The 25,550-nt window shown below is 50.5% G+C and carries 24 protein-coding genes; 13 read left to right on the top strand and 11 right to left on the bottom strand.

The features are described from left to right. Window positions 1-8: 8 nt before the first annotated feature. Entirely contained in the window at window positions 9-884 is an 876-nt protein-coding gene (gene rluB, locus ACU8YC_RS02910) for a 23S rRNA pseudouridine(2605) synthase RluB (protein ID WP_187252336.1), read from the top strand. 42 nt (window positions 885-926) lie between these two features. Here the strand turns inward: rluB and cobO are convergent, their stop codons facing one another. Together cobO and ACU8YC_RS02900 are read right to left on the bottom strand one after the other, a co-directional pair. Next, window positions 927-1,517, bottom strand: a complete 591-nt coding sequence (cobO, locus tag ACU8YC_RS02905; RefSeq protein WP_187252337.1) for a cob(I)yrinic acid a,c-diamide adenosyltransferase — start codon at window positions 1,515-1,517, stop codon at window positions 927-929. Then, window positions 1,514-2,275 (bottom strand): YciK family oxidoreductase, encoded by a 762-nt coding sequence (locus tag ACU8YC_RS02900; protein ID WP_187252338.1) that lies wholly within the window; start codon window positions 2,273-2,275, stop codon window positions 1,514-1,516. Before ACU8YC_RS02900 ends, cobO begins: the two co-directional genes overlap by 4 nt. A 219-nt stretch (window positions 2,276-2,494) precedes the next feature. Here ACU8YC_RS02900 and sohB point away from each other — a divergent pair, with 219 nt between their 5' ends. After that, window positions 2,495-3,541 carry a protease SohB gene (gene sohB, locus ACU8YC_RS02895; protein ID WP_151219367.1) on the top strand — a complete coding sequence of 349 codons (1,047 nt, stop codon included), beginning with the start codon at window positions 2,495-2,497 and terminating at the stop codon, window positions 3,539-3,541. Window positions 3,542-3,648: 107 nt separating this feature from the next. Here the strand turns inward: sohB and ACU8YC_RS02890 are convergent, their stop codons facing one another. Further along, entirely contained in the window at window positions 3,649-3,900 is a 252-nt protein-coding gene (locus tag ACU8YC_RS02890; RefSeq protein WP_003020616.1) for a YciN family protein, read from the bottom strand. 398 nt (window positions 3,901-4,298) lie between these two features. Between ACU8YC_RS02890 and topA the strand changes: the two genes are divergently transcribed. The 5 genes from topA (at window position 4,299) to acnA (ending at window position 11,688) form a co-directional block, all read left to right on the top strand. After that, window positions 4,299-6,896, top strand: coding sequence for a type I DNA topoisomerase (topA, locus tag ACU8YC_RS02885; RefSeq protein WP_151219366.1), 2,598 nt, complete (start codon window positions 4,299-4,301; stop codon window positions 6,894-6,896). Window positions 6,897-7,104: 208 nt separating this feature from the next. Beyond that, window positions 7,105-8,079 (top strand): HTH-type transcriptional regulator CysB, encoded by a 975-nt coding sequence (gene cysB, locus ACU8YC_RS02880; RefSeq protein ID WP_151219365.1) that lies wholly within the window; start codon window positions 7,105-7,107, stop codon window positions 8,077-8,079. 293 nt (window positions 8,080-8,372) lie between these two features. Then, window positions 8,373-8,534 (top strand): YmiA family putative membrane protein, encoded by a 162-nt coding sequence (locus ACU8YC_RS02875; RefSeq protein WP_247605000.1) that lies wholly within the window; start codon window positions 8,373-8,375, stop codon window positions 8,532-8,534. 3 nt (window positions 8,535-8,537) lie between these two features. Beyond that, window positions 8,538-8,708 (top strand): hypothetical protein, encoded by a 171-nt coding sequence (locus ACU8YC_RS02870; RefSeq protein WP_187252339.1) that lies wholly within the window; start codon window positions 8,538-8,540, stop codon window positions 8,706-8,708. 304 nt (window positions 8,709-9,012) lie between these two features. Next, the gene (acnA, locus tag ACU8YC_RS02865; RefSeq protein WP_446894994.1) at window positions 9,013-11,688 is read left to right on the top strand and encodes an aconitate hydratase AcnA; all 2,676 of its coding nucleotides are present in this window, start codon (window positions 9,013-9,015) and stop codon (window positions 11,686-11,688) included. 49 nt (window positions 11,689-11,737) lie between these two features. Here acnA and ribA read toward each other — a convergent pair whose 3' ends face one another. Next, entirely contained in the window at window positions 11,738-12,328 is a 591-nt protein-coding gene (gene ribA / locus ACU8YC_RS02860; protein WP_003020601.1) for a GTP cyclohydrolase II, read from the bottom strand. Between the two features lie 202 nt (window positions 12,329-12,530). Between ribA and pgpB the strand changes: the two genes are divergently transcribed. From pgpB to yciH, 5 genes are all read left to right on the top strand, one after another. Then, a complete protein-coding gene (gene pgpB / locus ACU8YC_RS02855; protein WP_151219363.1) occupies window positions 12,531-13,295 on the top strand; it encodes a phosphatidylglycerophosphatase B in 765 nt (254 codons plus the stop codon). A 149-nt stretch (window positions 13,296-13,444) separates the two neighbouring features. Next, window positions 13,445-13,753, top strand: a complete 309-nt coding sequence (locus ACU8YC_RS02850; RefSeq protein ID WP_006684318.1) for a LapA family protein — start codon at window positions 13,445-13,447, stop codon at window positions 13,751-13,753. Between the two features lie 6 nt (window positions 13,754-13,759). Next, entirely contained in the window at window positions 13,760-14,929 is a 1,170-nt protein-coding gene (lapB, locus tag ACU8YC_RS02845; protein WP_151219362.1) for a lipopolysaccharide assembly protein LapB, read from the top strand. Window positions 14,930-15,119: 190 nt separating this feature from the next. Beyond that, the gene (pyrF, locus tag ACU8YC_RS02840) at window positions 15,120-15,857 is read left to right on the top strand and encodes an orotidine-5'-phosphate decarboxylase (RefSeq protein WP_446894993.1); all 738 of its coding nucleotides are present in this window, start codon (window positions 15,120-15,122) and stop codon (window positions 15,855-15,857) included. Next, window positions 15,858-16,184: a stress response translation initiation inhibitor YciH gene (yciH, locus tag ACU8YC_RS02835; protein ID WP_151219360.1), complete on the top strand. Its 327-nt coding sequence runs from the start codon at window positions 15,858-15,860 to the stop codon at window positions 16,182-16,184. A gap of 107 nt (window positions 16,185-16,291) precedes the next feature. On the opposite strand, the gene osmB is transcribed toward yciH, so the two are convergent. The 7 genes from osmB to fabI all read right to left on the bottom strand — a co-directional run bounded on the left by osmB (window position 16,292) and on the right by fabI (window position 24,406). Continuing rightward, on the bottom strand, window positions 16,292-16,510 hold the full coding sequence (gene osmB, locus ACU8YC_RS02830; RefSeq protein ID WP_003020583.1) for an osmotically-inducible lipoprotein OsmB: 219 nt from the start codon (window positions 16,508-16,510) through the stop codon (window positions 16,292-16,294). Window positions 16,511-16,777: 267 nt separating this feature from the next. Next, window positions 16,778-17,530, bottom strand: a complete 753-nt coding sequence (yciT, locus tag ACU8YC_RS02825) for a DNA-binding transcriptional regulator YciT (protein WP_151225515.1) — start codon at window positions 17,528-17,530, stop codon at window positions 16,778-16,780. A 95-nt stretch (window positions 17,531-17,625) separates the two neighbouring features. Then, window positions 17,626-17,808: a YciZ family protein gene (locus tag ACU8YC_RS02820; RefSeq protein WP_151225514.1), complete on the bottom strand. Its 183-nt coding sequence runs from the start codon at window positions 17,806-17,808 to the stop codon at window positions 17,626-17,628. Window positions 17,809-17,990: 182 nt separating this feature from the next. Beyond that, the gene (gene pdeR, locus ACU8YC_RS02815; protein ID WP_187259592.1) at window positions 17,991-19,982 is read right to left on the bottom strand and encodes a cyclic di-GMP phosphodiesterase; all 1,992 of its coding nucleotides are present in this window, start codon (window positions 19,980-19,982) and stop codon (window positions 17,991-17,993) included. A 266-nt stretch (window positions 19,983-20,248) separates the two neighbouring features. Beyond that, window positions 20,249-22,183: an exoribonuclease II gene (locus tag ACU8YC_RS02810; RefSeq protein WP_151219357.1), complete on the bottom strand. Its 1,935-nt coding sequence runs from the start codon at window positions 22,181-22,183 to the stop codon at window positions 20,249-20,251. An 89-nt stretch (window positions 22,184-22,272) separates the two neighbouring features. Beyond that, window positions 22,273-23,418, bottom strand: coding sequence for a CMD domain-containing protein (locus ACU8YC_RS02805; protein ID WP_446894992.1), 1,146 nt, complete (start codon window positions 23,416-23,418; stop codon window positions 22,273-22,275). 199 nt (window positions 23,419-23,617) lie between these two features. Beyond that, window positions 23,618-24,406: an enoyl-ACP reductase FabI gene (gene fabI / locus ACU8YC_RS02800; RefSeq protein WP_187252345.1), complete on the bottom strand. Its 789-nt coding sequence runs from the start codon at window positions 24,404-24,406 to the stop codon at window positions 23,618-23,620. A gap of 449 nt (window positions 24,407-24,855) precedes the next feature. Here fabI and ACU8YC_RS02795 point away from each other — a divergent pair, with 449 nt between their 5' ends. Next, window positions 24,856-25,545 (top strand): EAL domain-containing protein, encoded by a 690-nt coding sequence (locus ACU8YC_RS02795; protein ID WP_286544724.1) that lies wholly within the window; start codon window positions 24,856-24,858, stop codon window positions 25,543-25,545. The last annotated feature ends 5 nt before the right edge of the window (window positions 25,546-25,550 follow it).

Genomic DNA, 25,550 nt, shown 5'->3' with positions numbered 1-25,550 from the left:
GAAGCTCTATGAGCGAAAAGTTACAAAAAGTGCTGGCGCGCGCTGGCCACGGTTCTCGCCGTGAAATTGAATCTATTATTGCCGCGGGTCGCGTGAGCGTTGATGGCAAAATTGCCACGCTCGGCGATCGCGTTGAAGTCACGCCGGGTCTGAAAATCCGTATCGACGGTCATCTGATTTCGGTTAAAGAGCCTGCGGAGCAAATCTGCCGCGTTCTGGCCTACTACAAGCCAGAAGGTGAACTGTGTACCCGTAACGATCCGGAAGGTCGTCCGACCGTATTTGATCGTCTGCCAAAACTGCGCGACGCGCGCTGGATTGCAGTGGGGCGCCTGGACGTGAATACCTGTGGTTTACTGTTGTTCACCACCGACGGTGAGCTTGCGAACCGTTTGATGCACCCAAGCCGCGAAGTTGAACGTGAATATGCGGTGCGTGTGTTTGGCCAGGTTGATGACGCGAAACTGCGCGATCTGAGTCGTGGCGTGCAGCTGGAAGATGGTCCGGCTGCGTTTAAAACGATCAAGTTCAGCGGCGGTGAAGGGATCAACCAGTGGTATAACGTCACGCTGACCGAAGGGCGTAACCGTGAAGTCCGTCGCCTGTGGGAAGCCGTAGGTGTGCAGGTAAGCCGTTTGATCCGTGTCCGTTACGGTGATATCCCGCTGCCGAAAGGCCTGCCGCGTGGTGGCTGGACAGAGCTTGATCTTGCTCAGACCAACTATCTGCGTGAACTGGTGGAGCTGAAACCAGAAACGACCTCCAAAGTGGCCGTCGAGAAAGATCGTCGCCGCATGAAGGCAAACCAGATCCGTCGTGCGGTAAAGCGTCACTCTCAGGTCGGCAGCAGCCGTCGTCCGGGCGGTCGCAGCAACAACGGTTAATTTTGCTGTCGTAGAGATCAAAAGGGCCCAGTGGGCCCTTTTTTAGTAATCGATCCCTGGCTGGGCTTTCACGCCCGCTTCAAACGCATGCTTGACCGGGCGCAGCTCGCTGACCGTGTCAGCTAACTCCAGAATATCGCGATGACATCCACGCCCAGTGATAATGACCGTTTGATGGGCTGGGCGCGCGTTCAGGGCATTGATGACCTCTTCAAGCGGCAGGTAGTCGTAAGCCACCATGTAGGTCAGTTCGTCCAGTATCACCATATCCAGCTCAGCATCGGCCAGCATCCGCTTACCGTGTTCCCACACGGCCATACAGGCAGCGGTGTCGGACTCGCGGTTCTGCGTTTCCCAGGTAAACCCTGTTGCCATGACCTGAAACTCTACGCCGTGAGGTTCGAGTAAGTTACGTTCCCCGTTTGGCCATGTGCCCTTAATAAATTGCACCACGCCGACTTTTTTACCGTGACCTACTGCGCGGGTGGCGGTACCGAACGCGGCGGTGGTTTTTCCCTTACCATTACCGGTGAACACGATGATAATCCCGCGCTCATCTTTCGCTGCGGCAACACGGGCATCAACCCGGTCTTTTACGCGCTGCTGGCGCTGTTGATAGCGTTCTTCACTCATTGGGCTATTCCTGGTTTACGGCCCGGCTGGGCATCGAAAGTCATACCGGTTTTACGGCGGCTGTCATCGCCCATCAGCCACAGATAGAGCGGCATGATATCGGCGGGCGTTTTCAATTTTTGCGGATCTTCGGTCGGGAATGCGCTGGCTCGCATGTCGGTACGTGTACCGCCAGGATTGATACAGTTTACGCGCAGGTGGCGGTTCTGATATTCATCTGCCAGAACCTGCATCATTCCTTCGGTAGCAAATTTGGAGACGGCATATGCCCCCCAGTTGGCGCGCCCCTGGCGACCGACGCTGGAGGAGGTGAAGACCAGCGAGCCGGCATCAGATTTGAGCAACAACGGCAGCAATGCCTGTGTCAGCATAAAGGTCGCATTGACGTTTACTTGCATCACGTCCTGCCAGACCTGCGGGTTTTGTTCGCTCATCGGGCAAATATCGCCGAGCAACCCGGCATTATGCAGTACACCATCCAGACGCGGGAAATGCGCGGCAATGCGTTGTGCGAGCTGGTGGCATTCAGCGGATGTGCAGTTGAGCAGATCCAGCGTAAACCAGTGTGGTTGCGTACCGTTTTCATCGGCGATGGTGCGGGCAACCCGGCGCAGTTTCTCTTCGTTGCGTCCAAGCAGAATAACGGTCGCGCCGTAACGCGCGTAGGTCTGAGCGGCCTCACGCCCGATGCCGTCGCTGGCTCCGGTGACCAGAATAATGCGGTCCTGTAGAAGGTCTTGTTTAGGTTGATAATGCACGGCTACTCCTCGGCGACGTCTGGCCATCTCGTTCGCGATAACTTTTGGGCTTTATGCCTTAAACCCTGTTCTTTTTCAATCAGCCAAAGGCAATAACACCGCAAAATGAACGCGTTGTCATGCTTTTTGCTGGTTCCTCACTGGATGGAGAAGCAAGACGGGTTAACAAGGCTGTTGTACACTGAGCAAAAGTAGCGTTGTTTAACCAAGGTGGGTCTTGTGGAATTGTTGTCTGAATATGGGCTGTTTTTGGCAAAAATTGTCACTGTCGTAGTGGCTATCGCGGTGGTGGTGATGCTGATTGTAAATGCGACACAACGCAAACGTCAGCGTGGAGAATTACGGGTTATTAATCTCAGCGATCAATATAAAGAGATGAAGGAAGACCTGTCGCTGGCCCTGTTAGATGGGCATCAGCAAAAACTTTGGCACAAGGCGCAGAAAAAGAAACATAAGTTGGAGGCGAAAGCGGCTAAGGCTAAAGCGAAACAGGGAGACAGCACGTTATCTGATAAGCCTCGGGTATGGGTTCTCGATTTTAAAGGCAGTATGGATGCCCATGAGGTCAGCGCATTACGCGAAGAGGTTACAGCGGTGCTGGCGGTCGTTAAACCTCAGGACCAGGTGGTGGTTCGTCTTGAAAGTCCGGGCGGCGTGGTACATGGCTATGGTCTGGCCGCCTCGCAGTTACAACGCTTGCGCGATAAGCAGATCCCGCTAACCGTCACGGTAGATAAAGTCGCTGCCAGCGGCGGATATATGATGGCCTGCGTGGCGGATAAAATTGTCTCGGCGCCGTTTGCTATCGTCGGCTCTATTGGCGTCGTCGCGCAGATCCCGAACTTTAACCGTTTCCTGAAAGGGAAAGATATTGATATCGAGCTGCATACCGCCGGACAGTATAAACGTACGCTGACTTTACTCGGTGAAAACACGGAAGAAGGGCGGCAGAAATTCCGCGAAGATCTGAACGAAACGCATCATCTGTTTAAAGATTTTGTGCAGCGCATGCGTCCGACTCTGGACATTGAGCAGGTTGCCACAGGGGAACATTGGTTTGGTCAACAAGCACTGGCAAATGGGTTAGTGGATGAGATCAATACCAGCGATGAGGTGATCCTCGGGTTGATGGAAGGCCGCGAGGTATTAAACGTACGTTACCTGCAGCGTAAAAAACTGATGGATCGTTTCACCGGTAGTGCGGCGGAGAGCGCTGACCGTTTGCTGATGCGCTGGTGGCAGCGGGGACAGAAACCTCTGATGTAAATCTTCATTGCCGGGTGGCGATGCAAACGCGTCTTACCCGACCTACAGATATGCACTAACGTAGGCAGGATTAAGCTCAGTCGCCATCCGGCAAATGATTTCTCGCGTTAATCGATCAAGTGATACTTTTCAGAAAGTACGTGCGCCAGGTGTTTAAACATATTAAACACAGCCGTACTTTTGGGCGTCGGTAGCCCTTGCTCGTCTAAAAAGTAATCTCCGCTGAAAACCAGTACACCATTTCGCTGTGTAACTCCGGTGGCGACAATCCCCGCCAGCGTGTCCTCATGCTCACGAATGATTTTGTTGGCTTCAATCAGCAGTGTTTCGCGATCGATGGGTTGAGTGTCTTTATGCATGATTTACTCCTTAAACAAGGACATTAGTCTACGCTGAGCCCAGCTTATGGGCAAATATTCCCTGACATAAATGAAGGTTTTACGGCGGTGTTACAACTGGCGATATTTGTTTTTGCATGCTAATAAAGTTGCGTAACGCATTTTATCAGGTACAGTGTGACGCTTTCGTCAATCTGGCAACAGATTTGCTTGACATTCGACCAATACTTCGTCGTGCTATAGCGTTTGTGAGCAAAAAAGCCTGTTAACTCAGTTATATGAGAGTTACATTGCAAGCGCGAATCAGTTTAAGGGGTTGATATCCGCCGACGCAGAGACCATATCGATGTCTCGTCGCCAGTGGAAGGTGAATCAACGTGCGACGCATTCTGGAAGAATCAAATTAGGTAAAGGTGAATATGGGTAAAGCTCTTGTCATCGTTGAGTCCCCGGCAAAAGCCAAAACGATCAACAAGTATCTGGGTAATGACTACGTGGTGAAATCCAGCGTCGGTCATATCCGTGATTTGCCGACCAGTGGCTCAGCAACTAAAAAGAGCGCCGACTCAACCTCCACCAAAACGGCTAAAAAGCCCAAAAAGGATGAACGTGGCGCTCTCGTCAACCGTATGGGTGTTGACCCGTGGCACAACTGGGATGCGCGCTATGAAGTGCTGCCCGGTAAAGAGAAAGTGGTTTCTGAACTGAAGCAACTGGCTGAAAAAGCCGACCACATCTATCTCGCAACCGACCTTGACCGCGAAGGGGAAGCCATTGCGTGGCACCTGCGGGAGGTGATCGGTGGCGATGACACCCGCTACAGCCGCGTGGTGTTTAACGAAATTACCAAAAACGCTATTCGTCAGGCATTTGAAAAACCAGGCGAACTGAACATCGACCGTGTAAATGCGCAACAGGCGCGCCGCTTTATGGACCGTGTTGTGGGCTATATGGTGTCGCCGCTGCTGTGGAAAAAAATTGCGCGTGGTCTGTCAGCTGGTCGCGTACAGTCAGTTGCTGTGCGTCTGGTGGTTGAGCGTGAACGCGAAATCAAAGCATTTGTTCCAGAAGAGTTCTGGGAGATTGATGCCAACACAACCACGCCAGGCGGTGACGCGTTACCGCTCGAGGTGACGCATCAGAATGATAAACCGTTCCGTCCGGTCAACCGGGAACAAACGCTTGCCGCCGTTAGTCTGTTGGAAAAAGCGCGCTACAGCGTTCTGGAACGTGAAGATAAGCCGACCAGCAGCAAGCCGGGCGCGCCGTTTATCACCTCTACGCTACAGCAGGCCGCCAGCACGCGTCTGGGTTTCGGTGTGAAGAAAACCATGATGATGGCGCAACGCTTGTATGAAGCGGGCTATATCACTTACATGCGTACTGACTCAACTAACCTCAGCCAGGACGCGGTGAACATGGTCCGCGATTACATCAGCGATAATTTTGGCAAAAAATATTTGCCGGATAGCGCGAACCAGTACGCCAGCAAAGAGAACTCGCAAGAAGCGCATGAAGCTATTCGTCCTTCCGATGTCGCCGTACAGGCGGAATCGCTGAAAGACATGGAAGCCGATGCGCAAAAACTGTATCAACTGATTTGGCGCCAGTTTGTTGCCTGTCAGATGACGCCAGCTAAATACGACTCAACCACGTTGACCGTAGACGCGGGTGATTTCCGTCTGAAGGCGCGCGGTCGTATTCTGCGCTTCGATGGCTGGACAAAGGTAATGCCAGCGCTGCGTAAGGGCGATGAAGACCGCATTTTACCGGCGGTAGAAAAAGGCGATACGCTGACGCTTATCGAACTGACGCCAGCACAGCACTTTACTAAACCGCCTGCACGTTTCAGTGAAGCCTCGCTGGTTAAAGAGCTTGAAAAGCGTGGCATTGGTCGTCCATCAACGTATGCGTCGATCATTTCTACGATTCAGGATCGCGGTTATGTTCGCGTGGAAAACCGTCGTTTCTACGCAGAAAAAATGGGTGAAATCGTCACCGATCGTCTGGAAGAAAACTTCCGTGAACTGATGAACTACGATTTTACCGCGCAGATGGAAGACAGCCTCGATCAGGTCGCGAATCACGAAGCCGAATGGAAGGGCGTGCTCGACAACTTCTTCACTGATTTTACTCAGCAACTGGATAAAGCCGAGAAAGATCCTGAAGAGGGCGGTATGCGTCCGAACCAGATGGTGCTGACCAGCATTGATTGTCCGACCTGCGGACGCAAGATGGGGATTCGTACCGCCAGTACCGGCGTTTTCCTTGGTTGTTCCGGTTACGCGCTTTCCCCGAAAGAGCGTTGCAAAACTACCATTAATCTGGTGCCGGAAAACGAAGTACTGAACGTGCTGGAAGGCGACGATGCGGAAACGAATGCTCTGCGCGCCAAACGTCGCTGCCAGAAATGCGGCACGGCGATGGACAGCTACCTTATCGATCCTAAGCGCAAGCTGCATGTATGTGGTAATAACCCTACCTGCGATGGCTATGAGATTGAAGAGGGCGAATTCCGCATCAAGGGTTATGACGGTCCTATCGTTGAGTGTGAGAAATGTGGCTCTGAGATGCACCTGAAAATGGGGCGTTTTGGCAAGTACATGGCGTGTACCAACGACGAGTGCAAAAATACCCGTAAGATCCTGCGCAACGGTGAAGTCGCTCCGCCGAAAGAAGATCCGGTTCCGTTGCCGGAACTGCCGTGTGAAAAATCTGACGCGTATTTCGTGTTACGTGATGGTGCTGCAGGTATCTTCCTCGCGGCAAATACGTTCCCGAAATCACGTGAGACCCGTGCGCCGCTGGTGGAAGAGTTGTACCGTTTCCGCGATCGTCTACCGGAAAAACTGCGCTATTTGGCAGATGCACCGCAGACAGATCCGGACGGCAACAAGTCCATGGTTCGCTTCAGCCGTAAAACCAAGCAGCAGTACGTCGCCGCTGAGAAAGACGGTAAGGCGACCGGCTGGTCCGCGTTCTTCGTTGACGGTAAATGGGTAGAAGGGAAGAAATAACAGTATTTTGGCTGAATTTCTCCTTAAAGGGTCGCATAAGCGGCCCTTTTTGTTTAGGCCCTATTATTTTTTATCATGCCTATACAGATCACATAGAAATGATATAGTGGTTATAGTTAACAGACTTTTTATTATTAAATCGTATTAGCAGCGCTTAGCAGCTTGCTTTGAAACGATGATTTGATGGCGCAAATCGGGATGGCTTAATATGAAATTACAGCAGCTTCGCTACATTGTTGAGGTGGTGAATCACAACCTTAATGTCTCCTCAACGGCGGAAGGGCTTTATACCTCCCAGCCCGGTATCAGTAAGCAAGTTCGTATGCTGGAAGATGAACTGGGTATCCAGATTTTTGCTCGTAGCGGTAAGCACCTGACGCAGGTTACGCCAGCGGGGCAAGAAGTCATTCGTATTGCGCGAGAAGTTCTGTCGAAGGTGGATGCCATTAAGTCCGTTGCGGGCGAACATACCTGGCCGGACAAAGGCTCGTTATATATCGCCACCACGCACACCCAAGCGCGTTACGCTTTACCGAACGTGATTAAAGGTTTTATCGAGCGCTATCCTCGCGTCTCATTACATATGCATCAGGGATCGCCGACGCAAATCGCCGAAGCCGTCTCGAAAGGAAATGCAGATTTTGCTATTGCGACGGAAGCTCTGCATCTGTACGACGATCTGGTGATGCTACCTTGCTACCACTGGAATCGTTCGATCGTCGTCACACCTGAGCATCCGTTGGCGGGCAAATCCTCGGTATCCATTGAGGAACTGGCGCAGTATCCGCTGGTGACTTACACGTTTGGGTTTACAGGACGCTCGGAGCTGGATACCGCGTTTAACCGTGCGGGTCTGGAGCCGCGTATTGTCTTTACCGCGACTGATGCCGATGTTATTAAGACCTATGTCCGCCTGGGGCTCGGCGTCGGTGTGATTGCCAGTATGGCAGTAGATCCCGTCTCAGACCCAGACCTTGTGCGCGTGGATGCGCACGATATCTTTAGCCATAGCACCACTAAAATTGGTTTTCGTCGCAGCACATTTTTACGCAGTTATATGTATGATTTTATTCAACGTTTCGCGCCGCATCTGACCCGCGATGTGGTGGATACGGCGGTGGCGCTGCGTTCCAACGATGATATTGAAGCCATGTTTAAAGATATTAAATTGCCTGAGAAATAATAACTGCTGTTACCCCGTCGGTATCCTTAAGCGTAAAGCGATACCGACGGGATACTCTGAATTTATTCATTATTTCCGCTCCCTATATTAACCATAGTTTATTTATGGAAAATATTTCCTAAAGTAGTTTCAAATTACTCAGCGTGCCAAAAATACCTGTCAAATATTTATAACCGATCAAACAATTGATTTATTTATCAGGTCGAGTACTAAAATTAACTGGCTTTTTTTTACCTTTTTTATTAGGATTCCTCTTATCTAATGATTAATTGTACCGATTGTTTGGTGCCTAAATGATAAGTGATTTCGATAGTATGAGGTTAGCGATGCCTTCAGGAAACCAGCCGGCACGCCGGGATCCCGCGATGAAACGTAAAGCCTGGTTCGCTGTGTTTCTTGGCTCTACCGTGTTTTGGATTATTGTCGCGCTCGTGGCGTGGAACGTGTGGGGGTAGGTCATGTCCGCAGCGGAACAGCATTCTATCGTGACGCCATCTCCTGATGACCATGAGCAGGAGAGCCATCGCGGCGCAGAGAATAAACCGAATATTCCTGCGTCCTGGGAACTCACTCCTGAACAACGGGCGTTTATCGACCTGTTTACGGAAGATGATGAACAGGAACAATAATTGATATCTGTTTTATAACTATTATTATTTTGTCGTTTGTATATCTAATAATTTATTCCTAAAACATGCGTGAGCCACGCTAATCAGCGTATTATCGATTGGTCATTACCTGCTACACAATCACCGTATTAACTTTCATCGTTTAAACTCTTCTTCTCGCCATTTACTTCACTTGCCACTTTAGATTGTTTCCGCTTTTTATCAATTTGAGTTGTTATCAAAGCGTTACATTTTGTTTGTGTTATCTTTAATACTAACCCTGAGGAAAATCAGGGGATCCAACCCTGTCATTTAAGGAGGAGCTATGTCGTCGACCCTACGAGAAGCCAGTAAGGACACATTGCAGGTTAAAGATAAAACCTACCGCTACTACAGTCTGCCGCTGGCCGCGAAATCACTGGGTGATATCACCCGTCTCCCCAAATCGCTAAAAGTTTTGCTGGAAAACCTGCTGCGCTGGCAGGACGAAAATTCAGTTACTGAAGACGATATTCATGCGCTTGCGCATTGGCTGAAAACTGCCCATGCGGATCGCGAAATTGCCTATCGACCTGCTCGCGTTCTGATGCAGGATTTTACCGGCGTGCCGGCAGTGGTCGATCTGGCCGCCATGCGCGAAGCGGTGAAACGTCTGGGCGGGGATACGGCAAAAGTGAATCCGCTTTCGCCAGTGGACCTTGTTATTGACCACTCGGTAACGGTGGATCGTTTTGGTGATGACGACGCTTTCGAAGAAAACGTTCGTCTGGAAATGGAACGAAACCATGAGCGTTATGTGTTCCTGAAATGGGGACAACAGGCATTTAGTCGCTTCAGCGTTGTGCCACCGGGGACGGGGATTTGCCACCAGGTTAACCTTGAATACCTCGGTAAAGCCGTCTGGAGCGAATTACAGGACGGTGAATGGGTGGCTTACCCCGATACGCTGGTCGGTACTGACTCCCATACGACAATGATTAATGGTCTCGGTGTGCTGGGCTGGGGGGTGGGAGGCATTGAAGCGGAAGCGGCAATGCTGGGTCAACCTGTCTCAATGCTTATCCCGGATGTTGTGGGCTTCAAGCTGGTGGGCAAACTGCGGGAAGGCATCACCGCGACCGACCTGGTTCTGACCGTCACCCAGATGCTGCGTAAGCACGGCGTGGTCGGAAAATTTGTTGAGTTTTACGGTGATGGTCTGGACACCTTACCGCTGGCCGATCGAGCGACCATTGCGAACATGTCACCCGAATACGGTGCAACCTGCGGCTTCTTCCCGATCGATGACATCACCCTTGAATATATGCGTCTGAGTGGACGCAGTGAGGAGCAGGTTGATCTGGTTAGTGCCTATGCTAAAGCGCAGGGCATGTGGCGAAACCCTGGCGATGAACCCGTATTTACCAGCTCGCTGGAACTGGATATGGGCAGCGTAGAAGCAAGCCTTGCCGGACCGAAGCGTCCGCAGGATCGTGTTGCGCTGGCGGATGTACCGAAAGCATTTTCGGCGAGTAATGAACTTGAGGTAAATAGCTCGCTGAAAGACCGTCAGCCGGTGGAGTACACCATGAGCGGTCAGCAGTATAAACTGCCTGATGGCGCAGTGGTGATAGCGGCAATCACCTCCTGTACGAACACCTCTAACCCCAGTGTATTGATGGCGGCGGGGCTACTGGCGAAAAAAGCAGTGACGCTTGGTCTGAAACGTCAGCCGTGGGTGAAAGCCTCGCTGGCACCAGGATCAAAGGTGGTTTCTGACTATCTGGCACAGGCCGGATTTACACCGTACCTTGATGAGCTGGGATTTAACCTTGTGGGTTATGGTTGCACCACCTGCATTGGTAACTCAGGGCCGTTACCCGACCCTATTGAGACAGCCATCAAAAAAGGCGATCTTACCGTTGGGGCGGTGCTTTCCGGCAACCGTAACTTTGAAGGCCGTATTCATCCGCTCGTGAAGACCAACTGGTTGGCGTCTCCGCCACTGGTGGTGGCCTACGCCCTGGCGGGGAATATGAACATCAATCTGACGAAAGATCCGCTGGGTCATGACCGAAAAGGTGACCCCGTGTATCTGAAAGATATCTGGCCGACTGCCCAGGAAATCGCCCGTGCCGTTGAGCAGGTCTCTACCGCCATGTTCCATAAAGAATATGCTGAAGTTTTTGAGGGCACACCGGAATGGAAAGCTATTGATGTTGATAGAGCTGATACCTATGGCTGGCAGTCCGATTCAACTTACATTCGCTTGTCGCCGTTCTTTGATGGTATGCAGGCTACGCCGGATCCGGTTCAGGACATCCATGGCGCACGTATTCTGGCTATGCTCGGCGATTCCGTCACCACCGACCATATTTCACCAGCCGGTAGTATTAAGCCGGACAGCCCGGCGGGTCGCTATCTGCAAAGCCACGGCGTTGAGCGTAAAGATTTTAACTCCTACGGTTCACGACGTGGGAACCATGAAGTGATGATGCGCGGTACGTTTGCTAATATTCGCATTCGCAATGAGATGGTACCCGGTGTAGAAGGCGGCATGACGCGTCATTTACCTGGAACAGAGGTGGTGGCTATCTATGATGCGGCGATGCAATATCAGCAGGAGAACATTCCGCTGGCGGTCATTGCCGGTAAAGAGTACGGCTCCGGCTCCAGTCGCGACTGGGCGGCGAAAGGCCCGCGCTTGCTGGGGGTCCGCGTGGTTATCGCTGAGTCTTTTGAGCGAATTCACCGTTCTAACCTGATTGGCATGGGGATATTGCCGCTGGAATTTCCGCAGGGCGTCACGCGTAAGACGCTGGGATTAACCGGTGAGGAAGCGATTGATATCACGGAGCTACAAAATATTAAACCAGGCGCGGCATTTCCAGTGAATATAGTACGCGCAGATGGGCGCAAAGAGGTGATTCAGTGCCGCTGTCGTATTGATACCGCGACGGAGCTAACGTATTACCAGAACGATGGTATTTTGCACTATGTGATTCGTAACATGTTAAATTAAAAGATAAAAAGCCTGCGAGAGCAGGCTTTTTTACAGGCGGTGACAACGCTTACTTGCCCAGCAAATGTCCCATCTTGGCGGCTTTAGTGTCCAGATAATGTTCATTGTTTGGGTTACGGCCTACAATCAGCGGTACGCGTTCAACGATATTGATTCCCGCTTCGGTCAGAATCTCCACTTTCTTCGGGTTATTGGTCAGTAAACGTACTTCGTCCACACCCAGCAGTTTGAACATATCTGCACACAGCGTGAAATCGCGCTCGTCTGCTGCAAATCCCAACTGATGATTTGCTTCAACGGTATCATAACCTTGGTCCTGCAACGCGTAAGCGCGAATTTTGTTGAGCAGGCCAATGTTGCGCCCTTCCTGACGGTGATAAAGCAGAATACCACGCCCTTCTTCAGCAATGTGGGTGAGTGCTGCTTCAAGCTGGAAACCACAATCGCAACGCAGACTAAACAACGCATCGCCGGTCAGACATTCGGAGTGGACGCGAGCCAGGACAGGCGTTTGGCCTGTAATATCGCCAAAAACCAGGGCGACATGATCGTGTCCGGTTGCCAGTTCTTCAAATCCCACCATCAGGAAATCACCCCAGGGGGTCGGCAGTTTGGCTTCTGCCACACGTTTAAGCTGCATGTAATTCTCCAGATTATGCTGGCACTCGTCGTGCCGTCGCCTGTCGGCTTCTGTTCTGTATTGCACTATTTTGCCATAAGGCAGCGACGTTCACCTAATCGTGGCAACGGATTCATTTTTGGAATGGCACAAAATTGTCAATTTTCCCAGCATACGTATTTTTCAGTTATGATTGTGAGACTTATCGACAAAAGGAGAGGCAATGCTTTCAATTGCAAAGCGTACGGCAGTTGGCGCCGGACTGCTACTGATAATGCCGGTTACCGTATGGGTATCAGGCTGGAACTGGCAGCCGGGACACAATGTCTGGTGGTTAAAAACCCTGTACTGGATAACAGAAACGGTGACGCAGCCGTGGGGAATTATCACTCACGTTGCGCTCTGTGTATGGTTTCTCTGGTGCCTGCGTTTTCGTCTTAAAGCCGCGATAATGCTGTTTGCTATCCTGGCGGCGGCAATTTTAGTGGGGCAGGGCGTGAAGTCCTGGGTAAAAGACAGAGTGCAAGAGCCAAGACCCTTTGTTGTGTGGCTGGAAAAAACGCACCATATTCCGGTTGATGAGTTCTACACTTTAAATCGTAAAGATCGCGGGCACTTAGTTAAAGAACAATTGGCTGAACAACAGGATATTCCAACGTTTTTACGCAAGCACTGGCAGAAAGAAACGGGCTTTGCCTTTCCGTCCGGGCATACGATGTTTGCCGCCAGTTGGGCTTTACTGGCTGTAGGACTGTTATGGCCGCGCAGACGTACGCTGACGATTGTGTTTTTGCTTATCTGGGCGACGGGTGTTATGGGTAGCCGTTTGCTGTTGGGCATGCACTGGCCGCGTGATTTGGTCGTTGCAACGCTGATTTCGTGGCTGCTGGTGACGCTGGCAACATGGCTCGCGCAGCGAGTATGCGGACCATTAACGCCGCCTGTGCAGGAGGCAAAAGAAATCGCGCAACGTGAGCAAGAAAGCTAGCTATGATTGATTTTTCAAATTTTGCCCTTAAATCAGAATGCGGAAAGCGCTTTTCCATTTCGCACTCGTTGTGAAAATGGTAATTTAAAGGGCTCAACGCGGTAAGTTGTACACGATTTATTCGCTTAAACCACATAACGGGAAGTAATGTGAAATATTTACTCATTTTCTTACTGGTGTTGGCGATTTTTGTTATCTCGGTGACATTAGGTGCGCAAAACGATCAACAGGTTACGTTTAATTACCTGTTGGCTCAGGGTGAGTATCGTATCTCTACGCTGCTTGCTGTATTGTTTGCCGCAGGTTTTGCCATTGGTTGGTTAATTTGCGGCCTGTTCTGGCTGAAGGTTCGTGTATCTCTTGCACGCGCCGAACGTAAAATCAAACGACTGGAAAACCAGCTTGCGCCTGCGACCGACGTTGCGGTATCTGCCGATTCGTCGGTTGTGAAGGAATAATTATTTATGTTGGAGTTGTTGTTTCTGCTTTTACCTGTAGCCGCTGCCTATGGGTGGTATATGGGTCGCAGAAGTGCGCAACAAACCCGGCAGGATGAAGCTAACCGTCTCTCCCGCGACTATGTCGCAGGGGTTAACTTCCTTCTGAGCAACCAACAAGATAAAGCGGTGGATTTGTTCCTCGATATGCTAAAAGAGGATACAGGCACCGTTGAGGCTCATCTCACCCTCGGAAACCTGTTCCGCTCTCGCGGTGAAGTCGATCGTGCAATCCGCATCCATCAAACGCTGATGGAAAGTGCCTCACTGACCTACGAGCAGCGTTTGCTGGCCGTACAGCAGTTGGGGCGCGACTACATGGCCGCGGGTCTGTACGACCGAGCTGAAGACATGTTCAATCAGCTTACCGATGAAACAGACTTTCGCGTTGGCGCATTGCAGCAACTACTGCAAATTTATCAGGCAACCAGCGAATGGCAAAAAGCCATTGATGTGGCGGAACGTCTGGTGAAGCTTGGTAAAGATAAGCAGCGCATTGAGATAGCGCATTTTTACTGCGAACTGGCCTTACAGCAAATGGGTAACGACGATATGGATCGTGCCATGACGTTGTTGAAAAAAGGGGCCGCGGCAGACAAAAACAGTGCACGGGTATCCATCATGATGGGCCGCGTGTATATGGTGAAAGGCGATTACGCCAAGGCGGTTGAAAGCCTGCAGCGGGTGATTTCCCAGGATAAAGAGCTGGTCAGCGAAACGCTGGAAATGCTACAAAGCTGCTACCAGCATCTGGGGAAAAACGATGAGTGGGCAGAGTTCTTACGTCGGGCCGTTGAGGAGAATACTGGCGCCGCTGCTGAGTTAATGTTGGCCGATATCCTTGAAGCACGTGAAGGGACTGATACCGCACAGGTTTACATCACGCGTCAGCTTCAACGCCATCCTACAATGCGCGTGTTCCACAAGCTGATGGATTATCATCTCAACGAAGCAGAAGAAGGGCGTGCCAAAGAGAGCCTGATGGTTTTGCGTGATATGGTTGGGGAGCAGGTGCGCAGCAAACCACGCTACCGCTGTCAGAAATGCGGATTTACTGCATATACGCTGTACTGGCACTGCCCGTCCTGCCGTTCATGGTCAACCATTAAGCCTATTCGCGGACTTGATGGGCTGTAGTTTTTAAAAAAACCTCACTTTAGTTACAACATACTAATTGATGTATGATAAATCCATCCTCAACCTCCGCTGCCTATTCGCCTGGCAGAAATGTAATCGCGCCTGTTAATTTTCTATTACCGCAGGTAGAATGCACGCCGTTTACTCATTTTGCGCCACTGCCGGCGCCCATCTTCAAGAAGGTCTGGTCATGACGTTTACTGCTTCATCTTCTTCTCGTGCTGTTACTGATTCTCCTGTCGTTGTCGCTCTCGATTATGCTAATCGTGATAAAGCATTAGCTTTTGTCGACAGAATTGATCCTCGTGATTGCCGTTTGAAAGTGGGCAAAGAGATGTTCACGCTTTTTGGACCTCAGCTGGTTCGCGATCTTCAGCAGCGTGGTTTTGACGTCTTTCTTGATTTGAAATTCCATGATATTCCCAATACCACCGCCCATGCGGTTGCAGCTGCGGCCGATCTTGGTGTGTGGATGGTTAACGTTCATGCCTCTGGTGGGGCGCGTATGATGACTGCAGCCCGTGAAGCTTTAGCGCCGTTTGGTAAGGATGCGCCGCTGCTAATTGCGGTGACGGTTCTGACCAGTATGGAAGCCAGCGATCTTGCCGACCTTGGCGTGACGTTGTCACCTGCCGAGCATGCTGAAAGACTGGCTCGTCTCACTCAAAACTGTGGCCTGGATGGGGTCGTATGCTCAGCGCAAGAAGCGGTGCGATTCAAGCAGGCCTTTGGTCAGGCATTTAAGCTGGTGACGCCGGGAATTCGTCCTGAAGGTAGCGAGGCGGGCGATCAGCGCCGTATTATGACGCCAGAACAGGCGCATTTAGCCGGTGTGGATTACATGGTGATTGGTCGTCCGGTCACGCAGTCGGTCGACCCAGCTCAGACGCTGAAGACGATCAATGCCTCCCTGAAACGAGGTGCATAAATGAATGATTCAAACTCTCGCCTGGTCTACTCAACCGATTCCGGGCGTATTGATGAACCGAAAACGGCGCCTGAGCGTCCAAAAGGCGATGGCATTGTGCGTATCCAACGTCAGACCAGTGGGCGCAAAGGCAAGGGGGTGTGTTTGATCACCGGTGTTGATCAAGATGATGCCGAACTGGCCAAATTAGCGGCGGAACTGAAGAAAAAGTGTGGTTGCGGCGGAGCAGTAAAGGATGGCGTGATTGAGATACAGGGTGATAAACGCGACCTGATTAAATCGCTGCTGGAAGCCAAAGGAATGAAAGTTAAGCTGGCAGGCGGTTAATAAAAAAAGCCACGGTATTGATCCGTGGCTTTTTAAGAATAACGATTTTAATCGTAATGACCTGAAAAAAGTAAACGTATTATTATACCGAGCCAGTCAACCGTAGATTATTTACCCACCTGGTGGCCAATAATACCACCTACTGCAGCACCACCCAGCGTACCAAGCGTGCTACCGTCAGTCAGGACTGCACCACCTATTGCACCTGCACCAGCACCGATTGCGGTGTTACGATCGCGTTTGGACCAGTTAGAGCAGGCGCTCAGCGACATTGCCAGAGTAATCGCCAGAATGGCAGCGGTCATTTTTTTGCTCGTTACTAACATAATACTTTCTCCTGAATTATTGATTCACGGAATCCAGTGTTCTTTAAGAATAGCGCTAAATTAAGACTATCGAAGATATTTCCGTGAAACCGTTTAGCGAAGGCATACAAACACTATCCTGAAGTTGGATGTTCGTTCCTGTTATATCGCTAACATTAATTTTACGACTTTATCCTGTTAACGACAGGTAAAAAGTCTTAATTGGACTGTCAGATAACTCTCAGAGAGCAGATGATTTGCCTGTCAACAAACCATCTGCTGAAGATATTATGGGTGGGTATCAATGATATTGACGGTTAACCCTGAATGCTCGAGCTGCATTTGTACGCTGGCACTAAGTCCAGAGTCCGTCACTACGCGACTGAATCGCTCTAACGGACCCAGCGTGTAAGGGTGAATGGCTTCGAATTTTGAGCTGTCGGTAAGTACAATAACTTCTGCGCCTTTTTCCAGCACCGCGTTAACCACGTCAGAACGCATCATGTCGCGTCCGGTAAAACCGGTATCAGCTTGCCAGCCATCGATGCCGATAAAGGCTTTGCTGAAGTGTACCTGCTGGATAAACTGGCGTGTTAAGGGACCGACCATACTCTCGCTTTTTTTCTGATAAATGCCACCGAGAAGAATCACTTCGCAAGGCGTTTCTTTGAGCAAATGAGCAATGTAGCTGCTCACAGTAATGATGGTGACATCTTTTTGCTCTGCCAACGTTCTGGCCAGAAGGGCATTGCTGCTGCCGTTCTCAATAAATACGGATTCACCAGGGCTGACCAGCGATGCGGCGAATTCAGCCAGTTCACGCTTCAGGGTGAAATTGGTCATCATGCGCGTTTCAACGTCATCGCTGTTCAGTGAAACAGCAAAACCATGCGCTCGGCGTAAATAACTCTGTTTTTCCAGCGTGTTCAGATCCTGTCGAATCGTCACTTCTGAAACTCCGGTGATTTTTGCCAGATCGGCGACGCTCATCTGACCTTTATCTGTCACCATCTGCAAAATAGATTGTTGTCGGGAATTCATAGTATTAATTTTATTGCGATATCGTATAGGAATTTAAACGGAAACTGCATTACCTGCAGTTCGCTGATAGCAGCGACATCAAAAGAACAATGTCATCAGATCTCCCACGGAGCCTTATGCTTTTTCGCCAAAGATTCGGCATCTTCTTTGATCGTGTTTAACAGCTCAGCCTTAAGAATTTCAAGATTGTGGATGGCTGAGTGGTAATCACCTGCAACGAGGATATCCAGCACGGTATCAATACGTTCGGCCAGACGCTGAGCGTCGATATCAGACATGGTTGTCATCCTAATGGCAATAGAGTTTGAATTTCATGATGCAGAATTTCATGGCAAAAGAGAAGGGAAAAATAGTATTAAGCAGAACGATTGAAGAATATTATATATTCTGTGATTACATGCAGATAGGTTCCTCATCTCATATCCACTTATGATTATTCACTACGTGTAACCTCTCTGCATTAGCGCATTTTTTTATTCAGATGTCGTCGATACCAACGCTCAAATGCGGCGGCCGGCATTGGTTTGGCGAATAAAAAACCCTGACGCTCATTGACGCCATTTTTGGTCAGAAACGCATCCTCTTTCGCGCTTTCCACACCTTCAGCAATCACCTGTAGGTTGAGCGCCTGTGCGACCGCAACAATGGCCCGTACCAGCGATTGCGAAATCGATTGTTTGTGTACATCTCTGACAAAGGTTTGATCCAGTTTTATTGCATCAAGCGGGAAGCGAGCCAGTTGGGACAGCGACGAATAACCGGTACCAAAATCATCTAAATGGATTTGCGCACCTAACTGGCTAAACTGCTGAATCACGGACAGCGCCAGTTGCTCATTTTCAATCAAACTGCTTTCTGTTAACTCAACATCGATAGGGCAATACTCAAAATCAAGTTCGTGAAGTACTTGCTTAAGCGCGGTAAAAAGCGTCTGGTCGGCGAGCTGTCTGGCAGAAACGTTTACCGCCACACGTAGGTTTATGCCCTTGGCGCGCCATTTCGCGACCTGGCGCACAACATCGAGAATAACCCAACGACCCAGCGGGACGATAAGCCCCGATTCTTCGGCATAGGAGATAAATTCCAGCGGTGGAATGAGGCCGCGTTCCGGAGATTGCCAGCGAACCAGAGCCTCAAGGCTACGTACTTCGCCGCGCCAGGTTATCTTTGGCTGATAGTGGATAACCAGTTGATCGTTTTCCAGTGCCTTACGCAGATTGGTATCCAGCCACAGATATTCAAATACCCGCTGATTCATTTCCGGGGAGAAGACACAAAACTGCCCGCGACCGCCTTCTTTCGCAGTGTACATGGCAGTATCCGCGTTACGAATAACGCTCTCGCAGTCCTGACCATGCTGTGGTGCGAGGGAAATACCAATAGAGCATCCGGTATAGATTTCAATCAGGCCGATGCGAAAGGGTTGACGCAGGCGTGTCAGAATACGCGACGCGGTGGCTTCCAGTGAACCCTGGGATGTTTCGGTGGCAAGGACAATGAACTCATCACCGCCAAATCGTGCCAGTAACTGGTTTTCGCCAAGGCAACTGAGGATTGCCAGCGATACGCTTTGCAATAGCTGATCGCCAAACATATGCCCGTAGGCATCGTTTACCTTTTTGAAGTTATCCAGATCGAGGTACACAATCCCGACCTGCATTTCGCCCGCGTTCTCAATCGCATTGCTGATCAGATCATGAATAGCGTTGCGATTGGGTAATCCAGTGATCGAGTCAGTATTCGCCAACAACCGCAAACGCTCCTGGGCGCGGCGTTCTTCAGTGATATCGGTCCCGGAACAGATCAGAAAAATTTCGTTCTTTCCGCTACCGTTATGCACAAATTTATTACGAAATAAAAACAGACGCTGTCCTTTACAGGTCTTCACCCAGCGTTCAACTTCATACGAGTTACCTTCGCGAAAAAAGACCTCGATATTGCGTCGTGACGCGGCCGCTTCACGTCGACTCATAAATAATGTGAATACACTTTGGCCAATGACTTCACGTTCTTTGAGTCCGGTATACTCTTCGCAGAGTCGATTAAACCGCTGAATGTTGCCCATGCGATCAAGAATGACAATGACTGAATTGGCTTCAGAAACCACCTGTTCGGCAAAAGAGAGGCCGTGAGCCAGATCACGGGCGACGGAAGGGGTGTCATCCCAGGCGGATGCGCTACCGGCCCATTCACGCTTATTGATTTTTCGGCCGACCAGATGCACGGGAATGTTGTCATCTTCAATTGGTAACGTCATTAATAAACTTGATGTAATTACCGTCATCTCGCGAATGCGATCGGCTTGTTCCGGGGATAATTCGATAGTCTGATCGGCCTCTGACGTTTCTTCGACAGATAAATGCAGGATGTTGCAATCCTCTGACAAACGCCAGTAAGGGTTATTAGTGCCCACATAGCTATACAACGTAATCAGCTCCCGGACGTCTTTCATGATGTGTACTATCCCGTTTAAAGCGCATAGAGCCTCAAAAGTATGGGTAGCCATGATTCATTCAGGGTGATTATGGCTGAACGTATTGTTTTTTTTATATATTTATGTGTAATCCAGAATCCGTAAAAAGCAAAGCCAACGGAACTGAAAATAGTAAAAAAATTAAAATTAGCCGAATGAAAGAAGTGTAGTGCGTGGTGGAAATTTGGGCGAAAAAAAGAAAACGACCTTTCACACAATGAGAAAGGTCGTTGGCTTGATGTGTGTTATACCGCTGGGCGCGCAATAACGCTGCGGGTTTCCATCCGTACTTCAGCGATAGTTACGTCAATCACATCCGTGACTTTGTAAACAACTTCACCTTTAATTTGCACGGTGCCGCTTTCCTGGCTGCATACCAGTTCGTCACGAACGGCGTGCAGGAACGGGGCTGGAATAAATGCAACAGCGCCATTATCAACTAAGCGCACGCGCATGCCACCGCGGCTGACGTCAATGATCTCAGCCGCAAAGTGGGTGTCGGTACCGGCTTTGTCACTCAGGAAACGGGCGTATAACCAGTCTCCCACATCACGCTCAGCCATTCGGTTCAGGCGACGACGTTCCGCCATTTGCACGGTGGTATCATCCTGAGGGCGGGCGATGGATTCGCCTTTGATGACGGCCTTGAGCAGACGGTGGTTGATCATGTCGCCATACTTACGAATCGGAGAGGTCCAGGTGGCGTAAGCCTCCAGACCCAGTCCAAAGTGCGGACCTGGCTCGATACTTATTTCAGCGTAAGACTGGAAGCGGCGAATGCGGCTGTCGAGGAAACCGGAAGGCTGTGCATCAAGTTCGCGACGCAGTTTGCAGAAACCTTCCAGCGTCAGAACTTCCTCAGCATCCACGTGCATACCATGGGTTTTCAGCAGCGCAGCCAGCGCGTCGGCGTTCGCAGGATCGAATCCCATATGGACGTTATAAATCCCGAAGCCCAACTTGTCGCGAAGTACTCGGGCGGCGCAAATGTTTGCCGCAATCATGGACTCTTCCACAATACGGTTAGCGATGCGGCGCGGCTCAGCGACGATGTCCAGCACTTCGCCTTTTTCACCCAGAACGAAACGATAATCCGGGCGATCTTTAAATACCAGCGCATGGTTATGACGCCATTCACCGCGGCTGAGGCAAATACGATGCAGCAGGCGAATTTGCTCAGCAATCGCCTCATTTTCAGGCTGCCAGTTACCCGCGCCCTCCAGCCAGTCGGAGACGTTGTCGTAGACCAGCTTCGCTTTCGATTCAATCATTGCGGCGAAGAAGATGATGTTGTCTTCAATCGCGCCATCTTCGGCGATGGTCATACGACAGGCCAGAACCGGACGCACTTCATTTGCACGCAGAGAACACAAATCGTCAGACAGTTCACGCGGCAGCATTGGGATATTGAACCCCGGCAGATAGTTAGTAAACGCGCGAACTTTTGCCGTTTTGTCCAGCTTGCTGTCTTCAGCAATCCATGCTGTAGGGTCAGCAATGGCGACGGTTAACTGCAGTTTGCCGTCGGCCAGTTCTTCAGCATATAGCGCATCATCCATATCTTCGGTGCTGGCGCTGTCGATGGTAACAAAGTTGAGGGCGGTTAAGTCCTGGCGTACCAAACCCTCATCCAGCATCTCAGTTGCCACACCGTCAGGTGCTTCTTTTTCAAGATTATGACGTGCCAGCGTCACCCACCACGGAACAAAGTGGTCATCAGCAAACGTGATAAATTGGGTTAGCTCGGCATGGAAGGTGCGATCGCCTTTCAGCGGGTGGCGGCGCATTTCAGCGACGGCCCAGTCACCTTCTTTAAATTCATGCTCAACACCGCGGGCGGCACGGCAAGGGATAGCATCTTTCAGTAACGGATGATCCGGCACGATGGCGAGACGGTCATTTTTGCCCTGAACTTTACCCACGAAGCGCGTCAGGAAGGGTTCAATCAGTTCTTCCGGCTCGGCAGATTCACGATCTTTTTCGGTATGGATAACGGCAACAATGCGGTCGCCATGCATCACTTTTTTCATCTGCGGCGGCGGAATGAAATAGCTTTTTTGTGCATCGACTTCGAGGAAGCCAAAGCCTTTTTCCGTGGCTTTTACCACCCCTTCAGCACGTGGCGTCTGGGAATGCAGTTGCTGTTTAAGCTGCGCTAGCAGCGGGTTGTCCTGAAGCATAATTGTCTATTTTCGTGGCTAAAAGAGCGGCTGACAGTTTTACGCGATTCTATCAGTTGCGGCAAGCGCTCTTTCAGTAAGTGGATCGGTTAACAAGTCTCGCCCAGCGCGATTTTCAAGCGATTCAACCATCCGCACAATCCGCTCCAGGTGAGCAGGTTAATAGCCTGCTCCGAAGAGAGCCCCTGATCGAACAAAGGCGTTAACAATGCGGCGCTAAAGCGGTCGGGCGCTCGTGTCAACCATTGTACCGCTTGCAGGGTGGCGCGCTCAACCGGATGTCGTTGTTCCCAACGCTGTAATTCACGTTCATCCAGGCGAAGCAGGGCGATAACGTCGACTAATTCATTTGCTGTATGCGCCTGCTCGTTAAAGCAGGCCACGCTGCCGTTAATTCGTGACGTCATTAGCGCCGCCAGTGAAAATGCCTGTACTGATACAGCGCTGCGCCGGGCACTGGAAATCAACGTCGTGAGTAAATCCAAAATGACCGGTGCATGTATCAGTAATGGCACCAAGGCTTGCAGCTCATCCGGATACGCTCTGGCAGTGTTCTCATCATGGGGGAGGTATTTTTCGATCGGGAATGGTGCAGCATGCCAGGTTGTGTTTGTGGCGCTGAAGGATGAAGCCTGAGCGAACTGCTGTATATCCAGCCCTGGTATTCGCCGTAGCGGATGACCAGACCAGGCCTGAAACAGGGCCACGGTTCGGGCCTGAAAACCGACGAAGCCGATGATTTGATTCATCAGAATATTATCGCTGGTGGTCAGTCCGACCGCCTCCAGATGCTGACGGTCGCGTTCGTCTATCACGGCAGGAGAGCTGGCAAGTTGGCGAGCATATTGGGTGATTTGCGCCAGTCGATGGTTACTTTCCCGCGAGGAGTCCGGACCAGGAAGCGGTGTTAAACGCGCAGCATAGTGATTACATAATCGCTGGACGCCATACACCTGAGCGACGGTCAGGGCTGTACTCATCCGTTCATAGGCGCTGAACGTATGCGTCTGATTCAGGTTTTCATGAGCCGGGAAGAGCGTCAGGGCAAGTTTACGGGCAGGGGTTAACCAGGATTCAAAGGGCGAAAGAGCGTCATCAGGTAATGCCAGATCCAGTAAAAAGCTGTCGTCGACATGAGCGGCTTCCGGCACCAGCGGCAGAACTTTTTGCGGATACGTGCTGGATTGCGTCTCATGATACCAGTGGCTTTTACCTTCAATTCGGCGTTGTTCCATGGGCGTTCCTTGGTCTAAAAGTGGCGACCCGGACTCGTCGTCATACTACTACGCCGGATCGTTTGCGCTGCAATATCCTGACGTAAGCGGATGAGGGGATAAAAGATTGTTACGTGATAATAAATATCAGAAAGGCATATGTGGTGGCTGACAGAGGAGAGTCATGGGCGGCACAAAACCGCCCATCGAGATCTTAGGCTTATTTAAGTTCCAGCTCGTTCATTGCGGCGATACTGAAGCCACCGTCAACGTGAACTACTTCACCAGAGATACCGGCAGCGAGATCGGAGCACAGAAATGCTGCGGAGTTGCCCACATCTTCAATGGTAACGGTGCGGCGAATCGGCGTAACCGCTTCACAGTGCGCCAGCATTTTACGAAAATCTTTAATGCCAGAAGCGGCGAGTGTACGGATTGGACCTGCGGAAATGGCGTTCACTCGCACGCCTTCAGGCCCCATCGCGTTGGCCATATAACGCACGTTCGCTTCCAGAGAGGCTTTCGCCAGACCCATCACGTTGTAGTTAGGGATGGCACGCTCTGCGCCCAGATAGGATAGGGTCAGCAGCGCAGAACCCGGATTCAGCATGGAACGGCAGGCTTTTGCCATCGCCACAAAGCTGTAAGCGCTGATGTCATGAGCAATTTTAAAACCCTCTCGGGTGACTGCATTCACATAGTCGCCATCCAGTTGGTCAGCAGGCGCGAAGCCAATGGAATGAACGAAACCGTCGAATTTAGGCCAGGCTTTGCTCAGCTCAGCAAACATTGCGTCAATACTGGCGTCTTCCGCCACATCACACTGCAGTGTGATACTGGAACCCAGTTGAGCTGCAAATTCTTCCACGCGGCCTTTCAGTTTGTCGTTCTGCCAGGTGAAAGCGAGTTCTGCGCCTTCGCGATGCATTGCCTGGGCGATTCCCCAGGCAATGGACAATTTGCTGGCAAGACCTGTTATCAGAATGCGCTTACCGGAAAGAAAACCCATAGTTTAATCCTTATGGCGATTGTTTATCTTTTATTAATCAATAAGTCATCATTGGAATTGCGTGAACGTCCTGCATTGGTCTGAAGTTATCTCCACCCCTGTCTCTTATTGAATGGTAATCAGTCCTGAGTGACCTTCCGCTCTCCAATACAGGCGTGGAGTATACCACTCTGGCCGGGGTCTGCCTCATCCAACCCACGATCCAACGGAGTAGTTGAGAAAGAATAAAATGCATCGATACACAGGTATTAAAAGACAATCTGTCTTCACTAGCTTATGATTTTACTTATGGCAATACTGGAACATTCTTAAAATACATAAACGTATAATATTCAGTAAGTTATTATATATTGCTTTTATCGATCAATATTGATTCATTGATCGATATTATTGATTGATTGTGATTAAAAGTGCATTATCAGGACGTTATGATCAATTGGAGTGGTCTTATGCACTATCATTTCATCGCGGAACCGATGAGAGACACCACTGATACGTTACTGGGTGTAGAGATGAGCGCCCGGTTTGTTTCAGATACGGTTCTACCGTTATATCCAGAGCTCATCATTTCAGCGTGGAATAGCGAACAAAAGCGTAATTTCATGCTCGAGCAAATTCGATTAATTGCTGAAAAGCGTGATTGGTTTGAGAACCACAACCTTTTCTGTACCCTAAACCTCATTGAAGAAATGGCGCTGCTGGCGATTGGCGACCCGATCATCAAATCAGCACTACGTGCAATGCCTTTTATTGCACTCGAACTTTCAGAACGTTTCCTGACGAATACCCTGTGCCTGAATGATCTGCTGATTAATTCGCTTTGCGGTGGCCCAAACGCCTTATGGCTGGGCGATCTTGGATCCGGCAGCGTTGGAGCCAGTCCACTGGTTTGCGGCCAGTTTGACGTTGTGAAACTGGATCGTGGGTTTTTCCTGGAACAGGTTGAAAAACCGATGTTCCCGGTGTTGATTAAAAACATCCGTGAATACTGCAACCGTATTGCGGTAGAGGGTGTGGAAACAGCACGTCTTATCGACGAGGCAGGCGCTGCGGGCGTATGGGTGATGCAGGGAACCCTTTTCCCTTCGGTTGCGTTTACTGACGTTGATACACTGCTCTTACCCAGTCTTTACCACTGATTGCA

This window comes from Citrobacter sp. VF227 (genome assembly GCF_052950715.1).
This window is presented reverse-complemented; position numbering and strand designations above follow the sequence as displayed.